This window comes from Cellulomonas sp. ACRRI (genome assembly GCF_022346185.1).
Taxonomy (GTDB): domain Bacteria; phylum Actinomycetota; class Actinomycetes; order Actinomycetales; family Cellulomonadaceae; genus Cellulomonas.
Genome location: NZ_JAKRMS010000101.1, coordinates 1 through 16,294, shown reverse-complemented (window position 1 = coordinate 16,294; position 16,294 = coordinate 1). Strand labels below are relative to the sequence as shown.

The window sequence follows — 16,294 nt, the reverse complement described above, 5'->3', positions numbered from 1 at the left end:
GCCCGGCGGCACCCTCGTGGCAGCCCCCGTACCCGGATGGACCGCGTCCCATGACCAGCCCCCGCTGCACCCCGCCGGCACGTGCCGGCGGGGTGCTGCTGGGGCTGGTCATGGGACGCTGTCCTTCCGGGTACGGGGGCTGCCACGAGGGTGCCGCCGGGCCGCCGTCCCTGCCGCGCCGCAGCGCGCTGACGAGGATGACGATCCCGGCGACCACGACCGCGAACCACGCGAGGCCGCTGAACCAGCCGGACCGGAACGGGCCCCAGCTGAACCACCAGTCGCCGGAGCTGAACCCGATGACCACGAGCGCGATCGAGCCGAGCAGGGCGACGTCGAAGTTCCCGCGGATGGTCTCCTCGAGGTGGATCCGGCCGTCGGACTGCTCGGGCAGCAGCGCCCAGGCGAGGCCGTAGAGCACGAAGCCGAAGCCCATGAGCAGGGAGACGCCGACCAGGCCGCGGGCGAGCAGCGGGTCGATGCCGAACCGGGCGGCGAGCCCGCCGGCGACGCCGCCGACCCAGCGGTCCTGGGAGCGGGAGACCCCGGCGCGGCGGATCGCGTCGAAGAAGCCGGACATCCCGTGGCCGTCGGCCGGGGGTGCGGGAGGAGGCACGGGGCCGGGGGCACCGGGGCCGCTCGGCGGCACGGTGCCCGACCCGCGGTCGGTGCTGTCGTTCGTCATGGCTCGATCCTGACGTGCGGGGTGCCCCGTGCGGCATCGGGTACCCCCCTGACCCGCCCCTGATCGTGCCCCGGGGTCCCCTGATCCTGGGGCCGGGGCGCCCTCACCGGGCCCGCGACGTGTGACGATCAGGGCATGGAGTCCCCGTCCCGCCTGCCGCTGCGCCGCCCGGAGCGCGGCCGCGTCGTCGGCGGCGTCGCGGCCGGTCTCGCGCTGCACCTGGGCGTGTCCGCACGCCTGGTGCGCGTGCTGTTCGTGCTGCTGACGCCGGTCGGCGGGATCGGCGTGGCCCTGTACGTGTTCTGGTGGGTGACGATCCCGGTGGGCGACCCCGCGGCCGCCGCCGACGCCGCGCGCCCGGCCGACCTGTCCCGCCTGCACCGCCCCCTCGAGCACGACGCCGTGCAGCGGCTGCGCCGGCTGCCGTGGACGGAGATCGCGGTGGGGGTCGCGCTGCTGGCCGGCGCGGTGGCGCTGCTGCTGGCGCGGGCGGGCACCGACGTGGTCGGCAACTGGGTGGTGCCGGTGCTGCTGCTGGTCGCGGGCGCGGCCCTCGCGTGGAGCCAGCTGGACGCGGTGCAGCGGGAGCGCAGGGGCGGCAGCCGCCGGCCGGTCAGCGTGCTGCGGCTGGCCGGCGGGCTGGTGATCGCGGGCGTCGGGGTGCTGCTGCTGGTCGGGCAGGACGCGACCCCCGGGACCCTGGTGCAGTCGACGGTCGCGGCGGTGGCGGTGCTCGGCGGCGTCGCCCTGGTGCTCGCGCCGTGGTGGCTGCGGCTGGTCCGCGAGCTCGGCGACGAGCGCGCCGCCCGCGCCCGCGAGTCGGAGCGGGCAGACATCGCCGCGCACCTGCACGACTCCGTGCTGCAGACCCTGGCGCTGATCCGCGCCCGGGCGGACGACCCGACCGAGGTCGCGCGGATGGCGCGCGCCCAGGAGCGCGAGCTGCGTGCGTGGCTGTACGACGACCGCCCGGCGCCCGGCACCTCGGTGGCGGCGGTGCTGGCGGCGATCGTCGCCGAGATCGAGGACACCCGCACCGGCCCCGACGGCGAGGCGGTCACGATCGAGACGGTGGTCGTCGGCGACACCGAGCCCGACGCCAGCACGGACGCGCTGCTCCAGGCGACCCGCGAGGCGCTGCTCAACGCCGTCCGGCACGGGCGCCCGCCGGTGTCGCTCTACCTGGAGGCCGGGCCGGCCGAGGTCGAGGTGTTCGTCCGGGACCGCGGCGACGGCTTCGACCCCGAGGCCGTGCCGAGCGACCGGTTCGGGGTGCGGGAGTCCATCCTGGGCCGGGTGCGGCGCCGGGGCGGGACGGCGTCGGTGGTGTGCAAGGACGGCGGCGGCACCGAGGTGCGGCTGCGGATGCCGCTGGTGCGTGAGCCGGCGGCGGCGGAGGACGAGAGGACGATGCAGGGATGAACGACGCTCCGGTCGACGTGGTGCTGGTCGACGACCACCTGATGTTCCGCGCGGGCGTGAAGGCGTCCCTCGACGACCGGGTGCACGTCGTCGGCGAGGCCGCCACGGTCGACGAGGCGATCCAGGTCGTCCGCGCGACGCAGCCGCCCGTCGTGCTGCTGGACGTGCACCTGCCCGGTGGCGACGGCGGCGGCGGGGCCGAGGTCATCCGCGCGTGCACCGACCTGCTCGGCGGCACCCGGTTCCTCGCGCTGTCCGTGTCGGACGCCGCCGAGGACGTCGTCGCGGTGATCCGCGCCGGCGCGCGGGGCTACGTCACCAAGGCGATCTCCGGGCCGGACCTGTGCGACGCGGTGCTCCGGGTGGCCGGCGACGACGCGGTGTTCTCGCCCCGGCTCGCCGGGTTCGTGCTGGACGCGTTCGGGGCCGCCGCGGGCGACGTGGCGACGGGCGACGACGAGCTGGACCGGCTGTCGGCGCGCGAGCGCGAGGTGATGCGGCTGATCGCCCGGGGGTACTCCTACCGCGAGGTGGCGGGGGAGCTGTTCATCTCGATCAAGACGGTCGAGACGCACGTGTCCGCGGTGCTGCGCAAGCTGCAGCTGTCGTCGCGGCACGAGCTGACCCGGTGGGCGGCGGCGCGCCGGCTGCTCTGATCCGGCGCGCCGCCGCGATCACGCGGGGCGGTGGCGCGGCGTCAGCCGATGTTGCACTCGTAGCGCACGCCGTCGACGTAGTGCACCCCGTCGCCGAGGTCCGCGCAGGTCTCGACGAGCGAGGCGATGCCGAACGCGCCGAGCGCGAGCGCGACGACCCCGGCCACGAGCCAGAGCGCACCCACGACCACGCCCGCCACGGCGAGGCCGCGGCCGGGGACGCCGCCGCGCCGGCCGCGCACCAGCACGACGATGCTGATCACGAGCCCGACGAGGGCCGTGCACGGGATGACGGCGGTGACCAGGCCGACGATCGCGAGGGTCGGCGAGGGCGCCGGCTGCGGCGGGACCGGGTACGGCCCGGGGACGGCCGCGGGGTACGCGCCGGGCGCGGGGTACGCCGCTCCCGGTGCCGGCTGCGGCGCGCCGGGCTGCGGGGCGGCCCCGGGCGTCGGCTGCGACCCGCCGGTGGGCGACTCGCCGGGGTTCGGGTGCTCGGGGGTGGTCATGACATCCTCGGGGTTCGGCTCGTCGGGCACAGCGGTGCGCGGCCGGCAGGGCCGCGCAGGGGATCCTTGCACGCACCGGGCACCGAGCGAGGGATGGTCCGATGGACGTCGTGTACGGCCTGCTGGTCGTGCTGCACCTGGTCGGCTGGGCGATCGTGCTGGGCGGCTGCCTGGTCACGCTGCGGCAGCCGGCGTTCCCGAAGGGCGCGCTGCACGGCGCCCTGACCGCGCTGGTCACGGGGATCGTCATGGTCGGGCTGCGGTCCGCGGAGGTCGGCGGGCTCGAGCCGCCGGACAACGCCAAGATCGGCGTGAAGCTCGTCGTCGCGCTCGTCGTGACCGGGCTGGTCTGGTACGGCGCGCGGCGCCCCGAGAAGGTCACGCGCGGCCTGGTCGGCGCCACCCTGGGCCTGACCCTGGTGAACATCCTGGTCGCGGTGCTCTGGCGCTGACCGCGTGCCGGGCCGGCGACGGCGCCGTCAGCGCGGCGCCGGCGCCGTCGACTCCCGCGCGACCAGCGCGACCGGCACCGTCGCCGACCGCGGGGCGGGGTCCTCGCCGGTCACCAGCCCGAGCAGCAGCTCCGCCGCCAGCCGGCCCTTGCCGGCCGTGTCCTGCGCGACCGTCGACAGCCGGGGTGTGACCTGCCGGGCGAGCTCCGCGTCGTCGTAGCCGAGCACGGACACGTCCTCCGGCACCCGCAGCCCGGCGTCGGCGAGCCCGCGGGCCACGCCCGCGGCCAGCACGTCGGCCGTGGCGAACGCCGCGGTGACGTCGCCCGCGCGCACGTCCGCGGCGAGCCGCCCGCCCAGCGCGACGCCCTCGTCGTAGGTCGTCCGGGCGTGCGCCACCCGGACCGCGTCCGCGGCGAGCCCCGCGTCCGCCGCGGCCGCCCGGAACCCGGCGAGCCGCTCGGCGACGACCCGGCTCGCGCCGTCGACCGGCCCGCACAGCACCAGGCCGCGGTGCCCCAGCCCGGCCAGGTGCGCGCCGGCCAGCCGCCCGCCGGCCCGGTCGTCGGACCGGACGCGCGCGTGCGCCGGCCCGCCGTCCGCGCGCACGACCCCGCCGTCGGCGTCGACCAGGACGGTCGCGAGCGTCGGAGACAGGTCCAGCCCGGCGAGCGCGGCGTCGGTGAACCCCATGAGGACCACCCCGTCGAGGCCCCACCGGCGCACGGAGTCCCGCACGTCCCGGGCGTCGCCGACGCCGCGCAGCATGAGGTGGTGGTCCCGGCCGCGCAGCGTGGCCTCGAGCGCGCCGGTGACCGCGACGTCGTGCGGGCTGCCGAGCAGGCTCACGCCGTCGGGCCGACCCGGCAGCAGGAGCCCGACCAGCCGGGAGCGGCGGGCGACCAGCGTGCGGGCCGCGGCGCTGGGGACGTAGCCGAGGTCCGCGACGGCGCGCTCGACCCGGGCCGCGGTGGCGGGGGAGACCCGGTCCAGCCGCCCGTTGACCACGTTGGACACCGTCATCACGCTGACGCCGACGGCGTGCGCGACGTCCTTGAGCGTGATGGTGTCCACGGGCGCGGCCTCCCCGGATCGGCGTTGACGTGCGCGCCACTTTAGCGTTAAACAGGACGCCATGAGCGGCACCAAGGACGCCCTGACCCTCGTGACCGGCCCCGCCCCCGACGGCGCCGCCGACCCCCGCGCCGTCGTCCAGGGCGACCGCTGGCGCATCACCGTCCTCGCGGACGGCCTCGTGCGGCTCGAGTATGCCGAGGACGGCCGGTTCGAGGACCGCCCCAGCACGTTCGCCCGGCACCGCGCGCTGCCGGTCCCGGAGTTCCGCGTGGTCGACCGCGGGCACGTCGTCGAGGTCGTCACGTCCCGGCTGCGGGTCGTCTACGACCGGGGCCCGTTCAGCACCGCCGGCCTGTCGGTCGAGGTCACGGGCGGGGTCAGCGCGTACCGCTCGGTGTGGCGGTACGGGCAGCCCGCCGACGGCCTGGGCGGCACGGCCCGCACGCTGGACGAGGCGGACGGGCGCGTCCCGCTGGAGGGCGGCGTCGTGTCCCGGCAGGGCTACGCGGTGCTGGACGACTCGCGGTCGATGGTGTTCGAGCCCGACGGCTGGGTCGCCCCGCGCGACGGGTCCCGGCAGGACCTGTACGTCTTCGGCTACGCGCACGACCACGCGGAGGCGCTGCGGGCGTTCCACGCGGTGTCCGGTCCGGTGCCGGTGCTGCCGCGCTGGGCGCTCGGCACGTGGTGGAGCCGGTTCCACCGGTACACGGCGGAGGGCTACCGCGAGGTGGTCGAGCGGTTCGCCGCCGAGCGGATCCCGCTGTCGGTGTCGGTGCTCGACATGGACTGGCACGTCACCGAGGTCGACCCGGCGCTCGGCTCCGGCTGGACCGGGTACACCTGGAACCGGGACCTGTTCCCCGACCCGCCCGCGCTGCTGTCCTGGCTGCACGAGCGCGGCCTGCGCGTGACGCTGAACGTGCACCCCGCCGACGGCGTGCGCGCGCACGAGGACGCCTACGCCGCGATGTGCGCGGCGCTCGGCCGGGAGCCCGACGGCGACCCGATCGCCTTCGACGTCACGGACCGGGAGTTCCTCGCGGCGTACTTCTCGGTGCTGCACCGGGGCCTCGAGCGGGACGGGGTCGACTTCTGGTGGCTCGACTGGCAGCAGGGCGGGCACTCCCGCGTCGCCGGCATCGACCCGCTGTGGATGCTCAACCACTTCCACTACCTCGACAGCGCCCGGGACGGCCGGCGCGGGCTGACGTTCTCCCGGTACGCCGGGCCGGGCAGCCACCGGTACCCGGTCGGGTTCTCCGGCGACACCGTCATCACCTGGGACTCGCTGGCGTTCCAGCCGGAGTTCACCGCCACCGCGGCGAACATCGGCTACGGCTGGTGGTCGCACGACATCGGCGGGCACTTCTTCGGCGTGCGGGACGAGGAGCTGGCGACCCGCTGGGTGCAGCTCGGGACGTTCTCGCCGATCCTGCGGCTGCACTCCTCGGACAACCCGTTCACCAGCAAGGAGCCGTGGTCGTTCGGGCCGCACGCCCGGCAGGTGCAGGCGGAGTTCCTGCGGCTGCGGCACCGCCTCGTGCCGTACCTGCACACGATGAACCACCGCGCCGCGGCCGAGTCGGTCGCCCTGGTCCGGCCGCTCTACCACGCGTGGCCCGACCGCCCCGAGGCCTACGACGTGCCGCAGCAGTTCCTGTTCGGCTCCGAGCTCCTGGTCGCCCCGGTGACCACGCCCGCCGACCCGGTCACCCGCGCGTCCGCCGTGCGGGCGTGGCTGCCGCCGGGCACCTGGGTCGACGTGCTCACCGGCGCGGTCTACGACGGCGACCGGCTGCTCGACCTGCACCGCCCGCTCGACTCGATCCCGGTGCTGGCGCGGCCGGGCGCGGTGGTGCCGCTCGACGGGGCCGAGGTCCCCGGCAACGACCCGGTCAACCCGGGCCACCTGGAGCTGCTGGTCGTCCCGGGGGCCGACGGCGCGTTCACGCTGGTCGAGGACGACGGCGCGGGCGACGGGACGGACCCCGCCGGGATCGCCCGGACGGCGATCCGGTGGGCGGACGGGCCCGGGACGCTGACGGTCGCCCCGGTCGAGGGCGCGGCCGGGTGCGTGCCGGCCGACCGCGACTGGACGCTGACGCTGGTGACCGCGGGCGCGACCGCGGACGTCGCCGCCCGTGTCGTGGCGCGGGTCGACGGCACGACGGTGCCCGTGACGGCGCGCGTGGTCGACGGCCGGCTGCGCGTCGACGTCGCCGGCGTGCCCGCGCGCGCCCTGCTCGAGGTGACCTGCGGCACGGTCCCGCTCGCCGGCCCCGCCCCGGACGCCGAGGTGCTGCGCGTCCTGCGCGCCGCGTGGACCCAGAACGCCCTGCTGACCGCCGCGCTGGCCGCGGCGACGGCCGACCGGCCGCTGCACGTGCGGCTGTCGCACCTCGACGCGCTGGGCCTCCCGCCGTCCCTGCTGTCCGCCCTCCGGGAGGTCCTGCTGGCCCGGGGGTGAGGCGCCGCGGGTGTCGGTGGGGGCGCCTAGGCTGGGCCCTGCCATGACGTCGCTCTTCGAGAACCTGCCGCTGCCCGGACTCGCCCTCTCCGACCTCGGTCGCCTGCCGGCCGCCGTGCCGCCGCGCGGTGACCTGCCCGGTGACGGTGCCGGTGCGGGCGGGGACCTCGACGCGCCCCGCGACGACGACCGCCGGGGCGCGCGCGGCCGCGCGCCGTCGGTCGACGCCGACGCGCTGCTCGTCGGCCTCAACCCGCAGCAGCGCGCCGCGGTCCTGCACCACGGCGGGCCGCTGCTCATCGTCGCGGGCGCCGGCTCGGGCAAGACCCGCGTGCTGACCCACCGCATCGCGCACCTGCTGGCGACCCGGCAGGCGCGCGCGGGGGAGATCCTGGCGATCACGTTCACCAACAAGGCCGCGGCGGAGATGCGCGAGCGCGTGGCCGCCCTCGTCGGCCCGTCGGCCCGCGCGATGTGGGTGTCGACGTTCCACTCCGCGTGCGTGCGGATCCTGCGGCGCGAGGCGACGACGCTCGGGCTGCGGTCGTCGTTCTCCATCTACGACGCCGCCGACTCCCAGCGGCTGCTCACGCTGGTGGCCCGCGAGCTCGACCTGGACCCGAAGAAGTACCCGCCGAAGGCGCTGGCGTCCAAGATCTCCAACCTCAAGGACGAGCTCGTCGACCCCGACACGTTCGCGGCCACCTCGGGCGGTTCGTCGGGCAACGACTTCGACCAGACGCTCGCGCAGGTCTACACCCGCTACCAGCAGCGGCTGCGCCAGGCGAACGCCCTCGACTTCGACGACCTGATCATGACGACGGTCAACCTGCTGCAGGCGTTCCCGGCCGTCGCCGAGCACTACCGCCGCCGGTTCCGGCACGTGCTCGTCGACGAGTACCAGGACACCAACCACGCGCAGTACGTGCTCGTCCGCGAGCTCGCGGGCGCCGGGACCGACGGCGACGACGTGCCGCGCGGCGAGCTGACCGTCGTCGGCGACGCCGACCAGTCGATCTACGCGTTCCGCGGCGCCAGCATCCGCAACATCATGGAGTTCGAGGCGGACTACCCGGACGCCACGACCATCCTGCTGGAGCAGAACTACCGCTCGACGCAGACCATCCTGTCCGCCGCCAACGCGGTGATCAGCAAGAACCCCGGCCGCAAGCCCAAGCGGCTGTGGACCGACTCCGGGTCCGGGCCGAAGATCGTCGCCTACGTCGCCGACAACGAGCACGAGGAGGCGCGGTTCGTCGCGGAGGAGATCGACCGCCTGGGCGACTCCGACGGCGTCCGCCCCGGCGACGTCGCGATCTTCTACCGCGCCAACGCCCAGTCCCGGGCGCTGGAGGAGGTGCTGATCCGCGTCGGCCTGCCGTACAAGGTGGTCGGCGGCACCCGGTTCTACGAGCGGCGCGAGATCAAGGACGCCGTGGCGTACCTGCGCGCGATCGCCAACCCCGACGACGACGTCAACCTGCGGCGCATCCTCAACGTGCCCAAGCGCGGGCTCGGCGACCGGTCCGAGGCGATGGTCGCCGGCTACGCCGAGCGGGAGCGCGTCTCGTTCGGCCAGGCGCTGGAGCACCTGGAGGAGGTGCCCGGACTCGGCACCCGCGCGGTCACCGGCCTGCGGGCGTTCGCCGAGATGATGTCCGACGTGCGGGCGCTCGCCGAGTCCGGCGCCGGCCCGGCCGAGATCCTGTCCGTCGTGCTCGACCGCAGCGGCTACCTCGCCGAGCTCCGCGCGAGCGAGGACCCGCAGGACCAGACCCGCGTCGAGAACCTCGCCGAGCTGCACGCCGTCGCCTCCGAGTTCGAGCAGTCCGACCCTGAGGGCGACCTCGCCGACTTCCTCGAGCGGGTCTCGCTGGTCGCCGACTCCGACCAGATCCCCTCGGACGACGGCGGGGACGACGAGGGCGGCGAGCCGAAGCCGGACCAGGGCGTCATCACGCTGATGACCCTGCACACCGCCAAGGGCCTGGAGTTCCCCGTGGTGTTCCTCACCGGCATGGAGGACGGCACGTTCCCGCACATGCGGTCGCTCGCCGACACCGACCAGCTGGCCGAGGAGCGCCGGCTGGCGTACGTCGGCCTGACCCGCGCGCGGCAGCGGCTGTACATCTCGCGCGCGGCGGTGCGCACGGCGTGGGGCGTGCCGAACGAGTTCCCGCCGAGCCGGTTCCTCGACGACCTGCCCGAGGACCTCATCGACTGGCGGCGGCGCGAGTCGTCGAACGACCGGCTGCGCGGCCCGGGCGGGTTCCTCGGCGGGCGGTCCGGGTACGCCTCGGGCGGCGGCTACGGCGACCGCTCGGGATCGGGCTCCGGGTCCGGCTCCGCGCAGAGCTGGAAGAAGAGCTCCGCGGCGTCCCGCGCGGGCGAGCCGTCCCGCAAGGCGCCCGGGTCCGGCGGCGCGACGTTCGGCTCGGCGACCCCGCGCCCGGACACGGCGATCCCGACGCTCACCGTGGGCGACAAGGTCACGCACGACGCGTACGGGCTCGGCACGGTCGTCGCGGTCGAGGGCGGCGGGCCGAACGCGGTCGCGAAGGTCGACTTCGGCAGCGAGGGCACCAAGCGGCTGCTGCTGCGGTACTCGCCGGTCACCAAGCTCTGACGCGCGTCGCCGGCCGGTCCCGGCGCTGACCAGCGCCGGGACTCGCCGTCCGGCATGATCGGGGGCATGCGCAGCCCGATCTTCGACCAGGCCCACCACGAGGTGCAGACCGCCGAGCGGTTCGCCCTGCAGAGCACCAAGATGCTCAAGGTGACCCTCGGCCCCGACGTCCTCGCGGCGAAGGGCGCGATGGTCGCCCACCAGGGGCAGGTGCAGTTCCACCACGAGTCCTCCGGCTCGATCGCCCGGTTCGTCAAGCGCGCGATGAGCGCCGACGACCAGCCCCTCATGCGGGTGTCCGGTCCGGGCGAGGTGTTCTTCGCGCGCGCCGCCGAGCACGTGTTCCTGCTGCAGCTCGAGGGCGACGCGATCAGCGTCGGCGGCTCCTCGCTGCTCGCCTTCGACGCCGAGCTGCAGTGGGACATGCACCGGACCAAGGGCGCCGGGATGATGACCGGCGGGTTCTGGAACACCCTGATCCAGGGGAACGGCACCGTCGCGCTGACCTCGCACGGGCAGCCGATGATCCTCGACTGCTCGCAGCAGCCGACGTTCGTCGACCCGAACGCCGCCGTGTGCTGGTCGGCGAACCTCACGCCCGGCGTGGTGTCGAGCATGAACGTGAGCTCGCTGCTGCGCGGCGGCACGGGAGAGGCGTTCCAGTACACGTTCCACGGCCCGGGCTTCGTCGTCGTCCAGCCCTCCGAGGGCTACCCCGTCCCGACCGCCTGACGCGCGGGGCGCCCGGGGCGACGCCTACGGTTTCCGGCCCGGCCCCCGGCGATCGTCGTGGGCCGGGCCGGAAACCGTAGGCCGGGCGTCGTCGGTCGGCCCGCGCCCGCGCCTCCGGTCAGGCCGCCGCCGTGCCGGCCAGGCGGGCCGTGACGTCCGCCGCCAGGGCCGCCGGGTCGACGCCGGCGCGCCGGAGCAGCGCGTACCCGTCGGTGTCCGAGAGCCGGACGACCGCGAGCAGCACGTGCCCGGCCTCGATGCGCTTGTGACCGAGCCGGATCGCCTCGCGCAGCGCGACCTCGAGGGTCTTCTTCGCGTCGCGGGTGAACGGGACGTGCCCGGTCGCGCGGCGGCCGGCGGCCGCGGGTCGCCGCGCGCGGTCCGCCCGGTCCAGCGCGCCCGCGCCGAACACGGTGTCCGCGCGCCGGCGCACCGCGTCCAGGTCGATGCCGAGGGCGGCCAGGGCGGCGGGGTCGAGCCCGTCGCCGTCGAACCGGTCGAGCAGCGCCGCCCGGTCGGCGCCGTGCGCGGCGAGCGCCGTCGCGGCGGGGTCGCCGACGGACGCGATCGCGACCACGAGGTGCGCGGGGGTGATCCGGGCGTCGCCCAGGTCGCGGGCGACCTCCTGCGCCTGCACGACCGCGGCGCGGGCGCCGGTGGTGAACCTCTCGAACATCGTCGTCTCCTCTCGCGGGTGGGCTGGGCGGCCGCTCAGCCGCGCCGGTGGTGCTTCTGGTGGACGGCCTGCCGGCTCACGCCGAGGGCGTCCGCGATGTCCTGCCAGGACCAGCCGAGCTCGCGGGCCCGGCCGACCTGCAGGGTCTCCAGCCGGTCGGCGAGCACCCGCAGCGAGCGCACGGCGCGCAGGCCGGTCGCGGGGTCGTCGGCCGTCGCCGCGGCGAGCGCGCCGTCGGCGGAGTCGGGGGTGGGGTCGGTGCCGGTCATGTGTCAACTCTGCTTGACGCCGCTGCGGGCTGTCAAGGGACCTTGACGGTTCGCGTGCGACCTGGGTCACATATCTCGACGTGAAGATAAAGCCGGGCCACCGGGCTACGATCGTCCGCGGCAGAGCAGCCAGATCCCACCCACGGGACCGCAGGGCGAGGGAAGGACCGCAGCAGGTGGACCTGTTCGAGTACCAGGCACGTGACATCTTCGAGCGGCACGGGGTACCCGTCCTGGGAGGGATCGTCGCGACGACGCCTTCCGAGGCGCGTGCGGCGGCCGAGACCCTGCTGGGCGCCGACGGCGCGACCGGCGTGGTGGTCGTCAAGGCGCAGGTGAAGACCGGCGGCCGCGGCAAGGCCGGCGGCGTCAAGATCGCCCGCTCCGAGCAGGAGGCCGAGCAGCGCGCCGCCGAGATCCTCGGCATGGACATCAAGGGCCACACGGTGCACCGCGTGATGATCGCCGCCGGCGCGAGCATCGCGAAGGAGTACTACTTCTCCCTGCTCCTCGACCGCGCCGAGCGCCGGTACCTCGCGATGGCGAGCGTCGAGGGCGGCATGGAGATCGAGCAGCTCGCGGTCGAGCGCCCCGAGGCGCTCGCCAAGGTCCCGGTGGACCCGCGGGTGGGCATCGACCAGGCGAAGGCCGACGAGATCGTCGCGGCCGCGGGCTTCGACGCCGAGGTGGGCCCGAAGGTCGCCGCAGTGCTGACGAAGCTGTGGGACGTCTACCGCGAGGAGGACGCCACGCTCGTCGAGGTGAACCCGCTCGTGCTGACCGAGGCCGGCGAGGTCGTCGCCCTCGACGGCAAGGTCACGCTGGACGGCAACGCCGACTTCCGGCACGAGGACCACGCCGCCCTCGAGGACGCCGCCGCTGCGGACCCGCTCGAGGCGCGCGCGAAGGAGAAGGACCTCAACTACGTCAAGCTCGACGGCGAGGTCGGCGTCATCGGCAACGGCGCGGGGCTCGTGATGAGCACCCTCGACGTGGTGGCGTACGCCGGGCAGCAGCACGGCGGCGTGAAGCCGGCGAACTTCCTCGACATCGGCGGCGGCGCCTCGGCCGAGGTGATGGCCGCGGGCCTGGACATCATCCTGTCCGACCCGCAGGTGAAGTCGGTGTTCGTCAACGTGTTCGGCGGCATCACGGCGTGCGACGCGGTCGCCAACGGGATCGTCGCGGCGCTCGGCATCCTGGGCGACGAGGCCACCAAGCCGCTGGTCGTCCGCCTGGACGGCAACAACGTGCTCGAGGGCCGCCGCATCATCCGGGACGCGGCCCACCCGCTCGTCACGCTGGCCGAGACCATGGACGGGGGCGCCGCCGAGGCCGCCCGCCTGGCCGCCACCGCCTGACCGACCGCAGCGACGCGAGAGACGAGAGACAACCCACCATGGCGATCTTCCTGACCGCGGACTCCAAGGTCATCGTGCAGGGCATGACCGGGTCCGAAGGCAGCAAGCACACCACCCGCATGCTGGCGTCGGGCACCACCGTCGTCGGCGGCGTGAACCCGCGCAAGGCGGGCACCAGCGTCGAGTTCCCCCGCGGCGACGGCTCCGGCCTGACCGTGGCGATCCCGGTGTTCGGCTCGGTGGCCCAGGCCGTCGAGGCGACCAAGGCCGACGTGTCGGTCATCTTCGTGCCGCCGGCCTTCACGAAGGCCGCCGTCATCGAGGCGGTCGACGCCGGCGTGCCGCTGATCGTGATCATCACCGAGGGCGTCCCGGTCGCCGACACCGCCGAGTTCTTCGCCTACGCCCAGGCCAAGGGCGTCCGGCTGCTCGGCCCCAACTGCCCGGGTCTCATCAGCCCCGGGAAGTCCAACGTCGGCATCATCCCGTCGGACATCACCGGACCCGGCCGGATCGGCCTGGTGTCGAAGTCCGGCACGCTGACCTACCAGATGATGTACGAGCTCCGGGACCTCGGGTTCTCGACGGCCGTCGGCATCGGCGGCGACCCGATCATCGGCACGACGCACATCGACGCGCTCGCCGCGTTCGAGGCCGACCCCGAGACCGACCTGATCGTGATGATCGGCGAGATCGGCGGCGACGCCGAGGAGCGGGCCGCCGCGTACATCACCGAGCACGTGACCAAGCCGGTCGTCGGCTACGTCGCGGGCTTCACCGCCCCCGAGGGCAAGACGATGGGCCACGCCGGCGCGATCGTGTCCGGCTCGGCCGGCACCGCGCAGGCCAAGAAGGAGGCCCTCGAGGCCGCGGGGGTGAAGGTCGGCACGACGCCGACCGAGACCGCCGAGCTGGCGCGCGCGCTGCTCAGCTGACCGCACGGACCGCGCACGACGGGCGCCGCACCCTCCCGGGGTGCGGCGCCCGCTGCGCGTCGGGGGTCGCGCCGGGTTCGTCGGTCGCACGCGTCCGGCCCGGGCGGAACCCGGGGAGCTCGCGCGGAACCGGCGAGCTCGGCGGGGCGCGCACCCGGGGTGGGGCACGCCACCCCGCGGCGCGCCGGGGCGGTTGGGCCGCCCGGCGGCGTCCGGCGGGGACCATGGACGGGTGAGCATCCCGCCCGGCACCCGCCCCGACGGACGCGGCTCCGGCGCGCCCGGGGGCTCCGGCGCGCCCGGGGGCCGCGGCGCCGGCTCGGGCGGCTCCGGCCGGGCCCGGCGCCGCGTCGTGGACGACGCCGCCTCGCCGCGGTTCTTCGTGAGCGACCTCGACGGCGCCCCGCGGTGGGTCGGCGGCATGCTCGCCGGGCTGCAGGCGGCGCTGCTGTCGCTCCTCGTCGTCGTGCTGCCGGCGATCGCCGCCTACGTCGCCACCTCCGCCGCACCGGCGACGACCGGGGTCCCCTGGACCCGCGCCGTCGAGGTCGCCGCGGGGCTGTGGCTGCTCGCGCACGGCGTCCCGATGACCGCCGCCCCGACGGTGACGCTGGTGCCGCTGGGCCTGACCGCGCTCGCGCTGTTCGGCTGCTACGCGTCCGCCCGCCGCTCCGGGTACGCCACCCGGTCGGCGTTCGGCGCGGGGGTGGGCGCGTACCTGGGCGTGGTGCTCGTCGTCGGGCTGGCCACCGGCGTGCCGCTGCTGCACCTGGGGGCCGGGCTGCTCGGCGGGGCCGTCGTGGCCGCGCTCGGGCTGGGCGCCGGGCTGCTGCGCCGACCCGAGGCGCCCCGGTTCCGGGACGTCGTGGAGCCGGTGCGGTCGCGGCTGCCCGAGCCCGTCGCCCACGGCGTCGCCGCGGGCGCGACCGCGCTCGCGACGCTGGTGCTCCTGGCCGCGGCGCTCGCCACGCTCTGGGTGCTGACCGGCCGCAGCGCGGTCGCGGAGGTGGTCGGGAGCCTGCGGCTCGACGCGGTCGGCGGCATCGTGCTCGCCGTCGGGGAGCTCGCGTACGCTCCGACGCTGGTGCTGTGGGCGTTCGCCTGGCTGACGGGACCGGGATTCGCGGTCGGCACGGGCACGTCGTTCGCGGTCGGCGGGGTGCAGGCCGGTGCGCTGCCGGCGGTGCCCCTGCTGGGGGCGCTGCCGGCGCCGGACGTCGCGGGCGGCGTGCTCGTCGCGGTCCCGGTCGTCACGCTGCTCGCCGGGGCCGCCGCCGCGCTCGTGCTGCGCCGCCGGCTGGTCACCGGGCGCGCGTCCGACGCCCCGGTCGCCGGGCTGGTCGCGGCCGCTGCGGCCGGGCTCGGTGCCCTGGTGCTCGCGGCCCTTGCGCGCGGGGGGATCGGGCCGGGGCGGATGACCGAGCTCGGGCCGGAGCCGGCGCTCGTCGCGCTCGCCGTGGCCGGCGGGGTGGCGGTCGGCGGGCTCGTGGTGCTGCTGCCGGGCGACCGGCACGTGCGCGCGGCCGTCGCCGGGGCGGCGCGCCGCGTCTGGTCGGCCGCGACGGGGCGGGCCAGGCGGGGACCGGGCTAGCCGCGCCCGCCGGTGAGGCGGTTCGTCAGGTCGCCGACCGCGTCGTCGTACGCGCGCTCGCACGCCGCCTCGGCCGAGCGGGTCAGCGCGCCCTGCAGGCACGCCTGCCGGTCGGCGTCGATCCGCCAGGTCGCCAGCGAGCCGAGCGAGCCGACCAGCACCAGGCCCGTCATCAGCAGCCCCGCGACCAGCATGGCCCCGACGCCGCCCCGGAGCCCGGACCGGACGACGGCGAGCAGCGCGCGGACGCCGGTGACCACGGCGCCGACCAGGAACGCGACCGCCGCGAACCGCCACGGCAGCGGCAGGAGCGTCACGGCGACGCCCGCGAGCAGCCACACGCCGAAGTGCCGCACCAGGCGACCCACCCGGGCCAGCGCCTCGGGGGACGGCGGCGGCCCGGCCGGCCCGGGGTGCGGGCGCGGCGGGTGCGGACCGGGCGCGGGGTGCGGCGGCAGCGGGTGGCCCGGGCCGGACGGGCCGGGGCCGGCGGGACCCGCGGGGTCCGGGCGCGTCGGGCCGGTCGGGTCCGCGGGGTCGGTGGGGTCGCCGCCGTCCGCGCGCCCGGGACCGTCCGCGGGTGCGCGGTCGGGCGAGGGCGGGGCGTACGGGTTGCTCACGCGGGCCATTCTCGCGCACCCGCGCGGCGTCGCGCCCGCCCCGCGCGCACCGCGAGCCCGAGCCTCGCCGAGATGGCAACTCTCGGCTGTCGCCCCGGCCGGTCGTGCAGCCGAGAGTTGCCATCTCGGCGGATCCGACCGGGCGGGCGCCGGCGTGCGGGCCGGGCGCGGCGGGCGGGGCGCACCGGGCAGGGGCAGGACGACAGCGACGAC

15 protein-coding genes are annotated in these 16,294 nt (G+C 76.2%); 9 read left to right on the top strand and 6 right to left on the bottom strand.

What is annotated here, in order from left to right; genetic code table 11:
- Nucleotides 1-685, bottom strand: a 685-nt coding sequence (locus MHY85_RS15855) for a PspC domain-containing protein (protein ID WP_239197970.1), incomplete at its 3' end; no start/stop codon positions are given.
- 135 nt (nucleotides 686-820) lie between these two features.
- Between MHY85_RS15855 and MHY85_RS15850 the strand changes: the two genes are divergently transcribed.
- Nucleotides 821-2,107 (top strand): ATP-binding protein, encoded by a 1,287-nt coding sequence (locus tag MHY85_RS15850; RefSeq protein WP_239197968.1) that lies wholly within the window; start codon nucleotides 821-823, stop codon nucleotides 2,105-2,107.
- Nucleotides 2,104-2,763, top strand: a complete 660-nt coding sequence (locus MHY85_RS15845; RefSeq protein WP_147794287.1) for a response regulator transcription factor — start codon at nucleotides 2,104-2,106, stop codon at nucleotides 2,761-2,763. Before MHY85_RS15850 ends, MHY85_RS15845 begins: the two co-directional genes overlap by 4 nt.
- A 41-nt stretch (nucleotides 2,764-2,804) precedes the next feature.
- On the opposite strand, the gene MHY85_RS15840 is transcribed toward MHY85_RS15845, so the two are convergent.
- A complete protein-coding gene (locus MHY85_RS15840) occupies nucleotides 2,805-3,272 on the bottom strand; it encodes a hypothetical protein (protein ID WP_239197966.1) in 468 nt (155 codons plus the stop codon).
- 101 nt (nucleotides 3,273-3,373) lie between these two features.
- Here MHY85_RS15840 and MHY85_RS15835 point away from each other — a divergent pair, with 101 nt between their 5' ends.
- Entirely contained in the window at nucleotides 3,374-3,724 is a 351-nt protein-coding gene (locus MHY85_RS15835) for a hypothetical protein (protein WP_239197964.1), read from the top strand.
- Between the two features lie 27 nt (nucleotides 3,725-3,751).
- On the opposite strand, the gene MHY85_RS15830 is transcribed toward MHY85_RS15835, so the two are convergent.
- A complete protein-coding gene (locus MHY85_RS15830) occupies nucleotides 3,752-4,798 on the bottom strand; it encodes a LacI family DNA-binding transcriptional regulator (protein WP_239197962.1) in 1,047 nt (348 codons plus the stop codon).
- Nucleotides 4,799-4,859: 61 nt separating this feature from the next.
- Between MHY85_RS15830 and MHY85_RS15825 the strand changes: the two genes are divergently transcribed.
- The 3 genes from MHY85_RS15825 to MHY85_RS15815 all read left to right on the top strand — a co-directional run bounded on the left by MHY85_RS15825 (nucleotide 4,860) and on the right by MHY85_RS15815 (nucleotide 10,629).
- A complete protein-coding gene (locus tag MHY85_RS15825; protein WP_239197960.1) occupies nucleotides 4,860-7,271 on the top strand; it encodes a glycoside hydrolase family 31 protein in 2,412 nt (803 codons plus the stop codon).
- Between the two features lie 43 nt (nucleotides 7,272-7,314).
- A complete protein-coding gene (pcrA, locus tag MHY85_RS15820; RefSeq protein ID WP_239197958.1) occupies nucleotides 7,315-9,897 on the top strand; it encodes a DNA helicase PcrA in 2,583 nt (860 codons plus the stop codon).
- 66 nt (nucleotides 9,898-9,963) lie between these two features.
- Nucleotides 9,964-10,629, top strand: a complete 666-nt coding sequence (locus MHY85_RS15815) for an AIM24 family protein (RefSeq protein ID WP_239197956.1) — start codon at nucleotides 9,964-9,966, stop codon at nucleotides 10,627-10,629.
- 118 nt (nucleotides 10,630-10,747) lie between these two features.
- Here MHY85_RS15815 and MHY85_RS15810 read toward each other — a convergent pair whose 3' ends face one another.
- Nucleotides 10,748-11,305, bottom strand: coding sequence for a Clp protease N-terminal domain-containing protein (locus MHY85_RS15810; protein WP_239197954.1), 558 nt, complete (start codon nucleotides 11,303-11,305; stop codon nucleotides 10,748-10,750).
- Nucleotides 11,306-11,340: 35 nt separating this feature from the next.
- The gene (locus MHY85_RS15805; protein WP_239197952.1) at nucleotides 11,341-11,574 is read right to left on the bottom strand and encodes a helix-turn-helix domain-containing protein; all 234 of its coding nucleotides are present in this window, start codon (nucleotides 11,572-11,574) and stop codon (nucleotides 11,341-11,343) included.
- Nucleotides 11,575-11,750: 176 nt separating this feature from the next.
- On the opposite strand from MHY85_RS15805, the gene sucC reads away from it, so the two are divergent.
- The 3 genes from sucC to MHY85_RS15790 all read left to right on the top strand — a co-directional run bounded on the left by sucC (nucleotide 11,751) and on the right by MHY85_RS15790 (nucleotide 15,461).
- Complete coding sequence (gene sucC / locus MHY85_RS15800; protein WP_239197950.1) at nucleotides 11,751-12,935, top strand: ADP-forming succinate--CoA ligase subunit beta; 1,185 nt, start codon at nucleotides 11,751-11,753, stop codon at nucleotides 12,933-12,935.
- A 38-nt stretch (nucleotides 12,936-12,973) separates the two neighbouring features.
- The gene (gene sucD, locus MHY85_RS15795) at nucleotides 12,974-13,870 is read left to right on the top strand and encodes a succinate--CoA ligase subunit alpha (protein ID WP_147794277.1); all 897 of its coding nucleotides are present in this window, start codon (nucleotides 12,974-12,976) and stop codon (nucleotides 13,868-13,870) included.
- 232 nt (nucleotides 13,871-14,102) lie between these two features.
- Nucleotides 14,103-15,461 (top strand): DUF6350 family protein, encoded by a 1,359-nt coding sequence (locus MHY85_RS15790; protein ID WP_239197948.1) that lies wholly within the window; start codon nucleotides 14,103-14,105, stop codon nucleotides 15,459-15,461.
- Here the strand turns inward: MHY85_RS15790 and MHY85_RS15785 are convergent.
- Complete coding sequence (locus tag MHY85_RS15785) at nucleotides 15,458-16,081, bottom strand: hypothetical protein (protein WP_239197972.1); 624 nt, start codon at nucleotides 16,079-16,081, stop codon at nucleotides 15,458-15,460. The genes MHY85_RS15790 and MHY85_RS15785 overlap by 4 nt on opposite strands.
- Nucleotides 16,082-16,294: the final 213 nt, after the last annotated feature.